This is a genomic window from Mesorhizobium sp. L-2-11, assembly GCF_016756595.1.
GTDB lineage: Bacteria > Pseudomonadota > Alphaproteobacteria > Rhizobiales > Rhizobiaceae > Mesorhizobium.
Window position 1 is genome coordinate 4,844,677 of the sequence record NZ_AP023257.1, and the last position, 13,817, is coordinate 4,858,493.

Below are 13,817 nucleotides of genomic sequence, written 5' to 3' on the forward strand. Positions count from 1 at the left end.
ATCCGAAATGATCACCTATCTTGGACGCCGGGCGTCGCACAGCATCCTGTCGGTCATCGGTCTTTTGACGCTGGTTTTTTTCCTGACACGGCTCACCGGCGATCCTTCCGCCTTGTACCTGCCTCTGGACTCGACTGCGGAAGCGCGGGCCGCGTTCGCGCGATTGAACGGCCTCGATCAGCCGATCCATTGGCAGTTTCTGGGATATTTGCGCGATCTGCTGCAGCTGAATTTCGGTGAATCGCTGCGCCAGAACCGCTCGGCGATGCAGGTCGCGCTTGAGGCGTTCCCGGAAACGCTGAAGCTTGCCGCCGTCGCGATCACCCTGTCGACCGCCTTGGCTATCCTTGTCGGCTGCCTGGCGGCCGCGCGGCCAGGCAGCATGTTCGACCGTGGCGCCAGCCTCGTCTCGCTGGCCGGCGCAAGCGCGCCGGATTTCTGGGTCGCCATCGTCGGCATCCTTGTCTTCGCCGTGGGACTCGGAGTTTTGCCGACATCCGGCACCGGCAGCTGGGCGCATTGGATCATGCCGACCTTCGTGCTGATGCTTCGCCCGTTCGGTCTCCTGGTGCAGGTCGTGCGCGGCACCATGCTGTCGGCGCTTGCCTCTCCATACATCAAAACCGCAAGGGCCAAGGGCCTGCCGCGGCAGAAGATCATCTTCGGGCATGCGCTTCGCAACTCGCTGCTGCCCGTCGTCACGGTCGCCGGCGACCTGGCGACCAGTCTGGTCAACGGCGCCGTCGTCGTGGAGTCGATATTCGGCTGGCCCGGCATCGGCAAGCTGATGATCGATTCAATCATCCAGCGCGATTTTGCCGTGGTCCAGTCGACCATTCTGGTGACGGCAACCGCAATCTTCGTCCTGAACATCGCGATCGACCTGCTTTATGCGGTTCTCGATCCGCGCATCCGGTACTAAGCCATGACGATCATCATTCCCGACATCAAGCCGGCGGCCGTACCAGGCAGCGGCAGCGTGCTTCTCGCCTATTTAAAGCGCGACAGGCTTGCGCTCGCCGCTGCTATTTTCCTGGCGATCGTCGTCATCGCGGCGGTCCTCGGCCCGTGGCTGGTGGGCGACGCCGCATCGCGGCTGGGGCTGCGCCAGCGCAACCTCGCCCCGTTCTCGTTGGCCAGTGGCTGGATCTACATCCTGGGCGCCGATACCCTTGGCCGACCCATCCTGGCCAGGCTGATTGTCGGCGCGCAGAATACGGTCGGCATTGCCGCGGCTGCGGTGTTCGCGTCGATGTTGGTCGGTGGAACACTGGGCCTGATAGCGGGGTATTCGGAGCGCTGGTATAGCCATCTCATCCTGCGCCTGGCCGATGTCGTCATGAGCTTTCCGTCGCTGCTGGTGGCGCTCATCGTGCTCTATACGCTTGGCCCCAGCATCACCAACCTGGTGATCGTTCTCGCCGTCACGCGCATGCCGATCTACCTCAGGACGGCGCGCGCGGAGGTGCTGGAGCTGCGCGAGCGCATGTTCGTCAGCGCGGCGCGAGCCATGGGAGCAAAGCCGGCCCGGATCATCATCCGGCACATCGCACCCCTCGTCCTGCCGACACTGGTGACGATTTCCGCCATTGATTTCGCGACCGTCATCTTATCGGAATCGGCGCTGAGTTTCCTTGGCCTCGGCATTCAGCCACCCGACTTCACCTGGGGTGCGATGGTGGCGAACGGCCGCGGCTATCTCGCCACCGCCTGGTGGATCGCATTCTGGCCGGGTCTTGCAATCATGCTGACGACGCTGTCGCTCAACATTCTCTCGAACTGGGCGCGCACCGTCGCTGATCCGCAGCAACGCTGGCGCCTTCAGACATTGCGAAAAGCTGCCCGATGAGCAACGCGACCATTCTCAAAGTCGAGGGCCTGACCGTCGATTTCCTTTCGGATGATGAGCCGGTACGCGCCGTCGACGACGTCTATTTCCACGTCAGCCGTGGCGAAACGCTGGTGATCCTCGGCGAAAGCGGTTCGGGAAAAAGCGTCAGCACCAGCACGGTGATGGATCTCGTCGACTGTCCGCCAGGCGATATCGTGGCCGGCTCCTGCCGGTTCGACGGCGTCGAACTGGCAGGCCTCGGCGCCGAGGCGCGCAGAAGCATCAACGGCCGCAGGATTGCGATGATCTTTCAGGATCCGCTCGCCTACCTGAACCCCGTCTATACGGTGGGGCGCCAGATCCAGGAGGTGTTTGAGAGCCACGGCGCGGGAAGCGGCAAGGACGCACGCGCCAAGGCGATAGAACTGCTTCGGCGCGTCGGCATTCCACATCCGCAAACGCGCGTCGACTTCTATCCGCATCAGTTCTCGGGCGGACAGCGCCAGCGCGTGATGATTGCCATGGCGATCGCGCTGAAACCGGACATCCTGATCGCCGACGAGCCGACGACCGCTCTGGACGTCAGCGTGCAAGCGCAGATCCTCGATCTGCTGCGCGATCTCCAGCGCGAAACCGGCATGGCGTTGATCATGATCACCCACGACCTCGAAGTCGCCGCGTCCATGGCGGACCGGATCATCGTCATGAACGCCGGCAAGGTCGTCGAGACGGGTATCGCCAAGGCAGTCTTCAGCAATCCGCAGCACGCCTATACAAGCCGCCTCATCGCCGCCCTGCCCCACGGCAACGCAGCGGAGGCGCCAAACAGGCGTTCGACGGCGATCGCCGGCGAGACGCTGCTCAAGGTGGAACATCTTACCAAGCACTATGAGCTTGCTTCCGGAGCTTTCAGCAGCAAACGGACGTTCAAGGCGGTGGACGACATAAGCTTCGAGGTCAGGAGAGGCGAAACGCTCGGCATCGTCGGCGAGTCCGGCTCCGGCAAATCGAGCGTCGCGCGCATGCTGTTAGGCCTGAACGCGCCAAGCGCCGGCAAGGCGGTCTTTGCCGGTGAGAACATCTTCGACATGAACGGCAAGCGCCTTATGGCGTTTCGGCGCAAGGTCCAGATGGTCTTCCAGGATCCGCACGGATCGATGAATCCGCGCATGCGCGTTTATTCGATCATTTCCGAACCCTGGGTGATCCACCGCGATATCCTGCCGAAGAACAGGTGGAAGGCTCGAGTGGCAGAGCTGCTGGAATTGGTTGGGCTGTTGCCAGAGCACGCCGAGCGCTACCCGCACCAGTTTTCCGGCGGCCAGCGACAGCGCATCGCCATTGCGCGCGCGCTTGCCAGCGAGCCGGAACTGATCGTCTGCGATGAGGCGGTTTCGGCGCTCGACGTCTCTATCCAGGCGCAGGTGATCGATCTTCTGGCCGACCTCAGGACCAGGCTCGGCCTCTCCTATATTTTCATCACCCACGACCTGCCGATCGTGCGCCATTTCGCCGACCGGATCATGGTCATGAAAGACGGAAAGATTGTCGAGGAAGGCCAAACCGCGGCGCTGTTCGGGGCGCCTCGCCACGAATATACGCAAAGCCTGTTGCAGGCTGTGCCTAAGCCCAAATGGCTTACGCAGGCTCAATAGTTCCTGGATATCGGCCTCGATTGTCCGCGCGCGCCCAGCTAGCGTTGCCGATTGATGGACCGAATGCGCTTGACAAAATGGCGATCGCCCGCTCAATTTGACCCATTCACCAGGGGGGTCCCGGCAAGGGGCTGAGATACTGCTGGCTTTCGCGGCGCAGTGACCCGTTGAACCTGATCCAGTTCATACTGGCGTAGGGACGGTGCAAGCGCTTTGCGGCCCGAAATCCTGTAAGCAGGCAGGCAGAAGCGTCTTTTCATCCTTCCGGCACAGAACTGGGTCTCCAATGCTTGAGCAAAGGAGCCTCAAATGAATGCCATCGCCCCCGCCGTTTCGACGGGACCGCTGCCCGCCTCGAGGAAAATCCACAAACCCGGCCTGATTCACCCGCAGATCAGGGTGCCGATGCGGGAAATCGCCGTCCATCCGACTGCAGGCGAACCGCCTGTCACCGTTTACGATCCGTCCGGCCCCTTTACGGATCCGTCTGTCGAAACCAGCATCGAAAAGGGCCTCGCCAGGTTTCGCCATGAATGGGTGACGGCGCGCGGTGACGTCGAATTTCACGATGGCCGCAGTGTCAGGCCGGAGGACAACGGCTTCGCGTCAGGTGAGCGCCTGACGCCGGAGTTTCCCATGCGCCACCGGCCGCTAAAGGCAAAAACGGGCAAAGCGGTGACGCAGCTTGCCTATGCGCGCGCCGGGATCATCACCCCCGAAATGGAGTTCGTCGCCATTCGCGAGAATCTCGGCCGCGAGAGTTTTCGCGGCGGGTTACAGCGCGACGGCGAGTCTTTCGGCGCGGCGATCCCGGACTTCGTCACGCCGGAATTCGTGCGCGACGAGGTGGCGCGTGGGCGGGCTATCATTCCAGCCAACATCAACCATCCGGAGAGCGAGCCGATGATCATCGGCCGCAATTTCCTAGTCAAGATCAATGCCAATATCGGCAATTCAGCCGTCACCTCGTCGATGGCCGAAGAGGTCGAAAAAATGGTCTGGGCGATCCGCTGGGGAGCCGACACGGTCATGGACCTGTCGACCGGTCGCAACATCCACAACATCCGCGAGTGGATCGTCCGCAATTCGCCGGTGCCGATCGGAACCGTGCCGCTCTACCAGGCGCTTGAGAAGGTCGGAGGGATCGCCGAGGACCTGACCTGGGAAATCTACCGCGATACGCTGATCGAACAGGCCGAACAGGGCGTCGACTATTTCACCATCCATGCCGGTGTGCGGCTGCACTACATCCCGCTGACGGTCGACCGGGTCACCGGCATCGTCAGTAGAGGTGGTTCCATCATGGCGAAATGGTGCCTGCATCATCACCGCGAAAGCTTCCTCTACGAGCATTTCGAGGAAATCTGCGACATCGCCAGAGCCTACGACGTGTCGTTCTCGCTCGGCGACGGCCTTCGTCCCGGCTCGATCGCCGACGCCAACGACGCGGCGCAGTTCGCCGAACTGGAAACGCTCGGCGAGTTAACAAAGGTCGCCTGGGCCAAGGATTGCCAGGTCATGATCGAGGGGCCGGGCCATGTTCCCATGCACAAGATCAAGGAGAACATGGACAGGCAGCTCGAAGTCTGCGGCGAGGCGCCCTTCTACACGCTTGGGCCGCTGACCACCGACATCGCACCCGGCTACGACCACATCACCTCAGGCATCGGCGCGGCGATGATCGGCTGGTACGGCACGGCGATGCTCTGCTATGTCACGCCCAAGGAGCATCTCGGTCTCCCCGACCGCAACGACGTCAAGACGGGCGTCATCACCTACAAGATAGCCGCGCACGCCGCCGACCTCGCCAAGGGTCATCCGACAGCGAAGCTCCGCGACGATGCGCTGTCGCGGGCGCGGTTCGAGTTTCGTTGGGAAGACCAGTTCAACCTGTCGCTCGACCCCGAAACCGCGCGCTCCTTCCACGACGAGACCTTGCCGAAGGAGGCGCACAAGCTGGCGCATTTCTGCTCGATGTGCGGGCCGAAATTCTGCTCGATGCGCATCTCCCACGACATTCGGGCCGAGGCGCAGAAAGAGGGCATGGCGGCGATGGCGGCGAAGTACCGCGAGGGCGGCAACCTTTATATGCCGGTGGACGGCGAACCGCCGATGCCGAAGGTGCCGGAGCCGTCATGAAGCTGCTGGTCAAAGGGGCCGGCGTCGCCGGCCTCACCGCCGCCTTCGAACTCGCCGCCCGCGGTGCTGCGGTAACCATTGCCGAGACCCGGCATGGCCTCGGTGACAACGCATCATGGATGGCCGGCGGCATGCTGGCGCCCTGGTGCGAACGCGAAAGCGCCGAGCAGCCGGTGCTGGATCTCGGACGCGATGCCGCCGACTGGTGGGATGCGGTGCTGCCGGGTCATGTCACGCGGGCGGGAACGCTCGTTTTGGCAATGCCGCGGGATGCGGGCGAACTCGACCGGTTTGCAAGCCGCACGTCGGGTCATCGGCGGGTCGACGAAGACGAAATCGCGCTCCTGGAACCCGATCTTGCCGGCCGCTTCCGACGCGGGCTGTTCTTCCCGGGCGAAGCCCATCTCGACCCACGCCGTGCCATGGCGGCGCTGCATGAAAAACTCGCCGGAAGCGGCGTCGAGTTCCGCTTCGGAGTGGACGCCCGGCACATGACGGGATTCGGCCGCGAGATCGACTGCATGGGAATGGCGTCCAGCGATGAAAGGCTTCGCGGCGTTCGCGGCGAGATGCTGATCCTGCGTACACCCGACATCTCGCTGTCGCGCCCGGTCAGGCTGCTGCACCCGCGTTTGCCGCTCTATCTGGCGCCGCGCGCCGACCACCATTTCATGGCGGGTGCAACGATGGTCGAGAGCCTGTCCACGGAGCCGGTCACGGTACGGGCGATGATGGAACTCCTGAACGCCGCCTATTCGGTTCATCCCGCCTTCGGCGAGGCCGCGATCGTTGAGACGGGCGTCGGCATTCGCCCGGCGTTTTCCGACAACCTGCCGCGCGTCGAAGCGCATGGCAGAACCGTCGCGATCAATGGGCTCTACCGCCATGGTTTCCTTCTGGCCCCCGCCATGGCGCGCCGGGCGGCCGACCTTGTTTTCGATTCTGACAAACCGGTGGAATTTGCTGATGAAACTGACGGTCAACGGCGAAGCGCATGAGCTCGCCGCCGCCACCCTGGCGGAGCTTCTGGTGGCGCTTGACTACGAAGGCAACTGGCTTGCAACGGCCGTGAACAGCGAGCTTGTGCACGCGACTGAGCGGGCGCTGTTCCAGCTGAAGGACGGCGACCGGATCGAGATTCTCTCACCCATGCAAGGAGGTTAGTAACGTGATCGAGCTTTACGGAACCAAGCTTTCGTCGCGCCTGCTTCTCGGCACCGCACAGTACCCCTCGCCCGCCATTCTTGCCGATGCGGTCAAGGCATCCTGTGCGTCCGCGGTGACCGTCTCATTGCGCCGCGAAATGGCCGGCGGCAAGGGTGGCGAGAAATTCTGGTCGCTTATCCAATCGCTGCGGCTGCATGTCCTGCCCAACACCGCCGGTTGTCACTCCGTCAAGGAAGCCGTCACGACCGCAAAGATGGCGCGCGAGGTTTTTGGCACGAACTGGATCAAGCTCGAGGTGATCGGCAATCATGATACGCTGCAGCCGGATGTCTTCGGCTTGGTCGAGGCCGCGCGAATCCTGTGCGAAGACGGGTTTGCAGTATTTCCTTATACGACAGACGATCTCGTCGTCGCCGAGCGATTGCTGGAAGCCGGATGCAGGGTGCTCATGCCCTGGTGCGCGCCGATCGGTTCTGCGCTTGGACCGGTAAATGTCACCGCGCTCCGCTCGATGCGAGGCCATTTCCCGGATGTCCCGCTGATCGTGGATGCGGGCCTCGGCCGCCCATCTCACGCGGCTCTCGTGATGGAACTCGGCTTCGACGCGGTGCTCCTCAACACGGCAGTGGCCAAGGCCGCCGATCCGGTCGGCATGGCGCGCGCGTTCGGCAAGGCGGTCGATGCCGGCCGTGAGGCGTATCGCTCGGGCCTGCTCGAGCCGCGTGACCTCGCCGTCCCATCGACGCCGACAATTGGCCGGGCAGTCTTTCAATGAAACTCGATCCTTTTTATCTGATCGTCGATAGCGCCGCCTGGATTGAAAGGCTGGCGCCGCTCGGCGTCAGGCTGGTGCAGCTTCGCGTCAAGAACCTCGCCGAGGCTGCGTTGCGCGCCGAGATCCGCAAGGCGAAGGCCTTGTGCGCCCGATACAAATGCCAGCTCATCATCAATGACTTCTGGCGGCTGGCGATCGAGGAGGACTGCGATTTCATTCATCTCGGACAGGAAGATCTGCAAGCGGCGGACCTTACCCGGATAAGGGCTGCAGGTCTCCGTCTCGGCCTCAGCACGCACGACCATCTCGAACTCGAAACAGCCCTTGCCGCCAGACCGGACTATATCGCGCTCGGGCCAATCTATCCGACCATCCTGAAACAGATGAAATGGGCGCCGCAGGGGCTCGAACGGCTTGGCGAATGGAAGCGCCAGATCGCGCCGACACCTCTGGTCGCGATTGGCGGCCTCAACCCCGGCCGGCTCGAGGGCGTCTTCGGTGCCGGTGCGGACAGCGCCGCGGTAGTGACCGACATCACGTTGGATGCCGATCCGGAAGCGCGAACGCGCGAGTGGATCGAAAAGACGGGCCGATGGCGTTGACGCGCGAACCGCATGTGCTTGTCGTCGGCGGATCGGACTCCAGCGGCGGCGCCGGCATAGCCCGCGATATCGAGACGATCTCTTCCATCGGCGTGCGCACCTGCCTTGCCGTTACCACCGTGACGGTGCAGACGCATGAAGCCGTCACGGAAATCCACAATTTGCAACCCGGGCTGGTGGCCGACCAGATGCGTGCCGCGCTGCAAGCCAACGCGGTAGGGGCGATCAAAATCGGCATGCTCGCAACGGAGCAAATCACCGTCGCCGTCGCGGGTGTGCTGCGCCAGAACCCACAGATATCGGCAGTCATCGACCCGGTGCTGGTCTCTTCTTCGGGTTGGCCGCTTCTGGACACAGGCGCTATCGGCGTCCTGAAGCAAGAACTCATTCCGCTTTGTCGTCTCGTCACACCCAACCTCATCGAACTGGCTGTCCTTGCCGGCTCAGACCTGGCCAAGGACGATGACGGCGCATTGCAACAAGGTCAGAAATTGCTCACCGCCGGATTGCAGGCCCTGCTGATCAAGGGCGGCCACGCCGCGGGGTGTCGATCGACGGACATCCTGCTGCGCGCCGATCAAGAGCCCATCCGCTTCGATGCGCCGCGTCTTGCCGGATCGATGCGCGGGACGGGTTGCGCGCTGGCCAGCGCCATCGCCGCGCATCTGGCAAACGGAAGCCCGCTTGAAGACGGCGTGCGCAAAAGCAAGCTGTTGGTTTTCGAGAAGATTCGGAAATCGATCTCTCGGGATTGAGACAGTTGAGCTTGGCTTTTCTGGGCAGCAAGCTGGCGGGCGGTTCTTCGCCCCCCTTCGGAGAGTCTCTCAGCGCGAAGCAAATCGCCTTGTCGGGTCTTGTCTCAAGCGATGTCGTCGCGAATGCAGGCCTTCAGATGGCCATCGGACGTTGTTGCCCGCAATGGCGGGACGATTCCGGCGCAAGCGTCGAGGGCAACCGGGCAGCGGGTTCGGAAGACACACCCGCTCGGCGGATTTGCCGGGCTTGGAATGTCGCCTTTCAGCACCTGCCGGCCCTGCCTGGCCAGTGGGTCGAGCGAGGGAATGGCCGAAAGCAGCGCGCGCGTATAGGGATGCTGCGGCCTGGCATAGAGCTCGGCAGCAGGCGCGACCTCCATGATCCGGCCGAGGTAGAGAACGATCACCGTGTCGCAGATATATTCGACGACGGCCAGGTCATGCGAAATGAACAGCATGGTCAGGCCGAGCCGGACCTGCAGGTCGCGCAAAAGATTGATGATCTGCGCCTGGATGGAGACATCGAGGGCAGAGACTGGCTCGTCGGCGACGATGAATTCGGGTTCGAGCGTAAGCGCCCGGGCGATGCCGATGCGCTGGCGCTGCCCGCCTGAAAACTCGTGGGCGATCATAGGCATCAACTGGCAGCTCGACAGCAGCAAGCGCCTTCTCCGCCTTCGCCCGCCGCTCGCGCCTGCTGCCGATACGCTGAATGTCGAGGCCTTCGGTCAGGATCTGGCCGATGGTCATGCGCGGCGACAGGCTGGCGAACGGATCCTGGAAAATATACTGCATCTTGCGGCGCTGGCGAGCCAGCGGCCCGGCGCTCAGCTTGGTGATATCGATGCCGTCAAAGCTGATTTCGCCTGATGTCGGCTCGATGAGACGCAGCACCGAGCGGCCGATCGTGGTCTTGCCCGATCCGGATTCGCCGACGAGGCCGACCACCTGGCCGCGCGCGATGTCGAAGGAAATATCGTCCAGCGCCCTGACGACGGGACCGCGCGAGAACGCCGTCGGCGCAAAATGCTTGGTCAAGTTCCTGACCGAAAGGAAGGGAGCGTCCACTGTCAGAGATCCTCCCAGCGCAAACAACGGCTTTGCTGGGTCGACGTCGCCGCGAACAATGGCGGGACAGCAGTGCGGCAGGCATCGACAGCCAGAGCGCAACGCGGCGCGAAAGAGCAGCCCTTGGGCAGCAAGGCAAGTGATGGAACATTCCCGGCGATGGTCGGCAGCGGCGTTCCTGCTGCCTTCAGCGTGGTGGCCTGGCCAAGTCGCGGCACCGAACGCATCAGCCCGGCGGTGTAGGGATGACGCGGACGGGTGAACACCTCGCTCACCGGACCCGATTCGACGATGCGACCGGCATACATCACCGCGACCCGGTCGGCGATCTCAGCAACGACGCCGAGATTGTGCGTGACGAACAGAATGCCCATGCCGCGTTGCGCCTGCAGCGCGGCCAGCAAGTCGAGAATCTGGGCCTGGATGGTGACGTCGAGCGCGGTGGTCGGCTCGTCGGCGATCAGCAAGGTCGGATCGCACGACAAGGCCATGGCGATGGTGGCGCGCTGGCGCATCCCTCCCGACAATTCATGCGGGTATTGTCGCGCCCGCCGATCAGGGTCTGGAATTCCGACCTGAGCCAGCAGCCGCACGGCATCAGCGGCCGCATCCCGATGCGACCTGCCGAGATGGATGCGGATCGGCTCGGCGATCTGTTCGCCGATGCTGTAGACCGGATTGAGGCTGGTCATCGGCTCCTGGAACACCATGCCGATGTCGTTGCCGCGCACCTTGCGCAGCGACTCGGGATCGAGGCCGGTCAGCTCGGTGACCGTGCCGTCCCTGCGCCGCAGCGTGATCGAGCCCTCGGCGATGCGTCCGATCTTCTTCGGCAGCAAGCCGATGATCGACAGGCTGGTGACCGACTTGCCCGATCCCGACTCGCCGACCAGCGCAACCGTCTCGCCCGAACCTATCACCAGATCGACATCCTGCACGGCGGCGATGTCGCGTCCGGCGATACGGAACACCGCCCGCAGACCGGAAATCGAGAGGATCGGAGCGTCCACGGTCAGCGCAACAAGCCGACGTCGCGAAGGATGATGTCGACCTTTGCGGCTTCCTCGTTGTTCAGGCTGCGTTGCGGCCGCGCCATGGTGTTGGAGGCGATGATGCCGAGGCTCCTCATCGCGGTCTTGAAGGCGCCGACCCCGGCCGAGCCGGCGCTCGTCCTGCCGAGCGAGATCCAGACGATCTCGAACAGCTTCAACAGCCGCTCCTGCTCCAGGCGAGCTTCGGCGTGCTGGCCCGCCTGCATCAGGTTCCACAGCCTGACGTAGCAGTGCGGGTCGACATTGGCGAGGCCCGGCACGACCCCATGCGCGCCCATGGCAAGCACGCTGTCGACCAGGATCTCGGATCCGGTCATGCCGAAGAAATTCGGATCGTTGGCCATGTCCTTGAGCACATAGCGTAGATTGCCGTCATCGCCGCTGGAATCCTTGATACCGGCAATAGCGCCCTCGCTGGCCAGGCCGACGGTGGTCTTTCGCTCCAGCTTGACATGGACGCAGACCGGGATGTCGTAGGCGATGATAGGGATGTCGACCGCGTCCTTGATATAGCGGAAGTGGTCGCCGATCTCGGGCTGGCTGGTGCGGGCATAGAACGGCGCGGTGACCACGACTGCGTCAGCGCCGGCCGACCTGGCTGTCAGGGCGTGGTTGATGACGCGATCGGTTGTCGGGTCGATGACGCCGGCGAAGATCGGAACGCGGCCATTGTTGATCTTGACCGCGTGCTCGAGGATGGCCCGGCGGCTGGCCTCGTCATGAAAGACCACCTCGCTGGTCGAGCCGAGCACGAACAGGCCATGAACGCCGCCGTCGAGCAGGTTTTCGATTGTCCGCGTGAACGACGGGAAGTCTACACTGAAATCGGCATTGAGCGGAGTGACGACAGGTGGCACGACGCCGGTAAACAGGGGCATTTTTCAAAAACCTTCAGGTCAGTTGAGATCGGAACGAGGGTCGAATGCATCGCGCAGTCCATCGCCGATGAAGTTGATGGCCAGCACGGTGAGCACGAGCACGGCGCCGGGAAACATCCATTGCCAGGGGTATTGCTCGAGGACGACGGTGGAGCGGGCGAGATTGAGCATGTTGCCCCAGCTGGCTTCGGGCGGCGCGATGCCGAGGCCGAGGAAGGAAAGGCCGGCTTCGAGCAGAATGGCATTGGCGATCTGCAGCGTGGCGTAGACGACAAGAATGTCGATGCAGTTCGGCAGGCCGTGACGGAACAGGAGATGCGGCATTCCCGCCCCCATGCCTCGCGCGGCGACGACGAAGTCGCGCTCGCGCAGCTCGAGCAGCCGGGCGCGCACCATGCGCGACAGCACCGGCCATGAGAGCAGCGAGATCACCAGGATGGTCGGCGCGATGCCGGTGCCGGCGATCGAAGCGAGCACGAGCAGGAAGATCACCGGCGGCAGCGTCATTGCGAGGTCGACGAAGCGCATCACGGTGCCGTCGACAAGGCGCCCGCCGAAGCTGGCGACAGCGCCGACCAGGAAGCCGATGACGATCGAGATGGCGACCGAGCAGACGGCAACCAGCAGCGAGATTCGTCCGCCTTGCAGCAGCCGGGCCATGACGTCGCGGCCGACGCCGTCGCTGCCCAGCCAATGAATGGCGGACGGTCCCTTGTTGATCGCCCTGAGATCGATGGCATTGGGGCTGAACGGCCACCATAGGGAATAGGTCGAGACCGCCAGCAGGATGGGCACGATGATAAGCAGACCGGCGCGCGCCGCACGATTTTCAAAGAAGCGGTCGAGCGCGCGGCGGACCGGTCCCTTGGTTTGCGGCCCGGCTGTCGGGGCTGTCGGGTCAATTGCCGGATCTGGTGCGGTGATCGTCATCGCGACACCTGGATACGTGGGTCGACGACGGCATAGACGATATCGGTCAGGAGATTGACCAGAATGACGCAGATGCCGATCACCAGTGTGGCGCCCATGATCACCGGGTAGTCCCTTGTGCCGACGGCGTTGACCAGCAGCAGGCCCATGCCCGGCCAGTTGAACACGCTTTCGAGGAAGATGGCGCCGCCGATGGCGATGCCGACCGTCGAGCAGATCAGGGTGATGACCGGTAAAAGCGCATTGCGGGTTGCATGCTTGATGATCACCCAGAATTCGCGCACGCCCTTGGCACGTGCGGTCCGCACATAGTCCTGGTTGAGCACTTCCAGCAGCGACGCGCGCATGTAGCGCATGATCAGCGCGGCGTGTCCGATGGACAGCAGGCAGGCGGGCAGAACCAGGTGCGCGAGCACGTCCGCTACGGAAAAAGGCGCGCCGGCGGTCTGCATGCCGCCTGATGGCGCCCAGCGCAGCAGCACCGAGAAAAAGTACAGTCCCAGAAGCGCCGTCAGAAAGGCCGGGCTGGAGATGCCGACGAAAGCAACCACCGACAGCGCGATGTCGGGCAGCGCGTTGCGGCGGACGGCGCTGAAGATGCCGGCGGAGATGCCGAGCACGATGGCGATGGCCAGGCCGGTGCCCATCAACAGCGCGGTTGGGCCGATGCGCTCCATGACCAGCGGCAGCACGCCAACGCCGCCGCGCTGGATCGAATAGCCGAAGTCGCCGCCGAGCGCAGCGCGAAGCCAGGCGAGGTATTGCACGGGAAGCGGCTGGTCGAGCCCAAGCCGGTCGCGCAGGACTTCGAGGTCGGAGGCAGACATCGGACTGGACGGATTGATATAGGCATCGATCGGATCGCCGGGCGCCAGCCGCAGAAGGATGAAGATGAGGACGCTGAGCGCGACCAGCATCAACAGTCCTGTAGCGCTGCGGCGGGCAATGAAACTCAGCATTGGCTG

General features: G+C 63.5%; 13 protein-coding genes, 1 pseudogene and 1 riboswitch. Of the genes and pseudogenes, 9 read left to right on the top strand and 5 right to left on the bottom strand.

Features of this window, described 5'->3' with window-relative positions; genetic code table 11:
- The first annotated feature begins 7 nt into the window (after positions 1-7).
- The 9 genes from JG739_RS23300 (at position 8) to JG739_RS23340 (ending at position 8,924) form a co-directional block, all read left to right on the top strand.
- On the top strand, positions 8-922 hold the full coding sequence (locus tag JG739_RS23300; protein WP_202363565.1) for an ABC transporter permease: 915 nt from the start codon (positions 8-10) through the stop codon (positions 920-922).
- A gap of 3 nt (positions 923-925) precedes the next feature.
- Entirely contained in the window at positions 926-1,849 is a 924-nt protein-coding gene (locus JG739_RS23305; protein WP_202363566.1) for an ABC transporter permease, read from the top strand.
- On the top strand, positions 1,846-3,486 hold the full coding sequence (locus JG739_RS23310) for an ABC transporter ATP-binding protein (protein ID WP_202363567.1): 1,641 nt from the start codon (positions 1,846-1,848) through the stop codon (positions 3,484-3,486). The genes JG739_RS23305 and JG739_RS23310 overlap by 4 nt, the downstream gene beginning before the upstream one ends.
- 101 nt (positions 3,487-3,587) lie before the next feature.
- Positions 3,588-3,704, top strand: a riboswitch (TPP riboswitch).
- A 91-nt stretch (positions 3,705-3,795) separates the two neighbouring features.
- Positions 3,796-5,625: a phosphomethylpyrimidine synthase ThiC gene (gene thiC / locus JG739_RS23315; protein WP_202363568.1), complete on the top strand. Its 1,830-nt coding sequence runs from the start codon at positions 3,796-3,798 to the stop codon at positions 5,623-5,625.
- Entirely contained in the window at positions 5,622-6,623 is a 1,002-nt protein-coding gene (thiO, locus tag JG739_RS23320; protein ID WP_202363569.1) for a glycine oxidase ThiO, read from the top strand. Before thiC ends, thiO begins: the two co-directional genes overlap by 4 nt.
- On the top strand, positions 6,592-6,789 hold the full coding sequence (thiS, locus tag JG739_RS23325) for a sulfur carrier protein ThiS (RefSeq protein ID WP_202363570.1): 198 nt from the start codon (positions 6,592-6,594) through the stop codon (positions 6,787-6,789). Before thiO ends, thiS begins: the two co-directional genes overlap by 32 nt.
- Before the next feature lie 4 nt (positions 6,790-6,793).
- Positions 6,794-7,567 (top strand): thiazole synthase, encoded by a 774-nt coding sequence (locus tag JG739_RS23330; protein WP_202363571.1) that lies wholly within the window; start codon positions 6,794-6,796, stop codon positions 7,565-7,567.
- Entirely contained in the window at positions 7,564-8,169 is a 606-nt protein-coding gene (locus tag JG739_RS23335) for a thiamine phosphate synthase (RefSeq protein WP_202363572.1), read from the top strand. Before JG739_RS23330 ends, JG739_RS23335 begins: the two co-directional genes overlap by 4 nt.
- Positions 8,160-8,924, top strand: coding sequence for a hydroxymethylpyrimidine/phosphomethylpyrimidine kinase (locus JG739_RS23340; RefSeq protein ID WP_202363573.1), 765 nt, complete (start codon positions 8,160-8,162; stop codon positions 8,922-8,924). The genes JG739_RS23335 and JG739_RS23340 overlap by 10 nt, the downstream gene beginning before the upstream one ends.
- 104 nt (positions 8,925-9,028) lie before the next feature.
- Here JG739_RS23340 and JG739_RS23345 read toward each other — a convergent pair.
- The 5 genes and pseudogenes from JG739_RS23345 to JG739_RS23365 all read right to left on the bottom strand — a co-directional run bounded on the left by JG739_RS23345 (position 9,029) and on the right by JG739_RS23365 (position 13,811).
- Positions 9,029-9,992: pseudogene (locus tag JG739_RS23345) on the bottom strand (ABC transporter ATP-binding protein).
- Positions 9,993-9,994: 2 nt separating this feature from the next.
- Positions 9,995-11,002, bottom strand: a complete 1,008-nt coding sequence (locus JG739_RS23350) for an ABC transporter ATP-binding protein (RefSeq protein WP_202363574.1) — start codon at positions 11,000-11,002, stop codon at positions 9,995-9,997.
- Between the two features lie 2 nt (positions 11,003-11,004).
- Positions 11,005-11,922 carry a dihydrodipicolinate synthase family protein gene (locus JG739_RS23355; protein ID WP_202363575.1) on the bottom strand — a complete coding sequence of 306 codons (918 nt, stop codon included), beginning with the start codon at positions 11,920-11,922 and terminating at the stop codon, positions 11,005-11,007.
- 18 nt (positions 11,923-11,940) lie between these two features.
- Positions 11,941-12,852: an ABC transporter permease gene (locus JG739_RS23360; protein WP_202363576.1), complete on the bottom strand. Its 912-nt coding sequence runs from the start codon at positions 12,850-12,852 to the stop codon at positions 11,941-11,943.
- The gene (locus JG739_RS23365) at positions 12,849-13,811 is read right to left on the bottom strand and encodes an ABC transporter permease (protein ID WP_202363577.1); all 963 of its coding nucleotides are present in this window, start codon (positions 13,809-13,811) and stop codon (positions 12,849-12,851) included. Before JG739_RS23365 ends, JG739_RS23360 begins: the two co-directional genes overlap by 4 nt.
- Positions 13,812-13,817: the final 6 nt, after the last annotated feature.

Bases quoted from the DNA above. Each gene is read 5' to 3' on its own strand.
- JG739_RS23360 (WP_202363576.1), bottom strand. From the start codon at position 12,852: ATGACGATCACCGCACCAGATCCGGCAATTGACCCGACAGCCCCGACA.
- thiC (WP_202363568.1), top strand. From the start codon at position 3,796: ATGAATGCCATCGCCCCCGCCGTTTCGACGGGACCGCTGCCCGCCTCG.
- JG739_RS23365 (WP_202363577.1), bottom strand. From the start codon at position 13,811: ATGCTGAGTTTCATTGCCCGCCGCAGCGCTACAGGACTGTTGATGCTG.
- JG739_RS23300 (WP_202363565.1), top strand. From the start codon at position 8: ATGATCACCTATCTTGGACGCCGGGCGTCGCACAGCATCCTGTCGGTC.
- JG739_RS23305 (WP_202363566.1), top strand. From the start codon at position 926: ATGACGATCATCATTCCCGACATCAAGCCGGCGGCCGTACCAGGCAGC.
- thiO (WP_202363569.1), top strand. From the start codon at position 5,622: ATGAAGCTGCTGGTCAAAGGGGCCGGCGTCGCCGGCCTCACCGCCGCC.
- JG739_RS23310 (WP_202363567.1), top strand. From the start codon at position 1,846: ATGAGCAACGCGACCATTCTCAAAGTCGAGGGCCTGACCGTCGATTTC.
- JG739_RS23355 (WP_202363575.1), bottom strand. From the start codon at position 11,922: ATGCCCCTGTTTACCGGCGTCGTGCCACCTGTCGTCACTCCGCTCAAT.
- JG739_RS23340 (WP_202363573.1), top strand. From the start codon at position 8,160: ATGGCGTTGACGCGCGAACCGCATGTGCTTGTCGTCGGCGGATCGGAC.
- thiS (WP_202363570.1), top strand. From the start codon at position 6,592: ATGAAACTGACGGTCAACGGCGAAGCGCATGAGCTCGCCGCCGCCACC.
- JG739_RS23335 (WP_202363572.1), top strand. From the start codon at position 7,564: ATGAAACTCGATCCTTTTTATCTGATCGTCGATAGCGCCGCCTGGATT.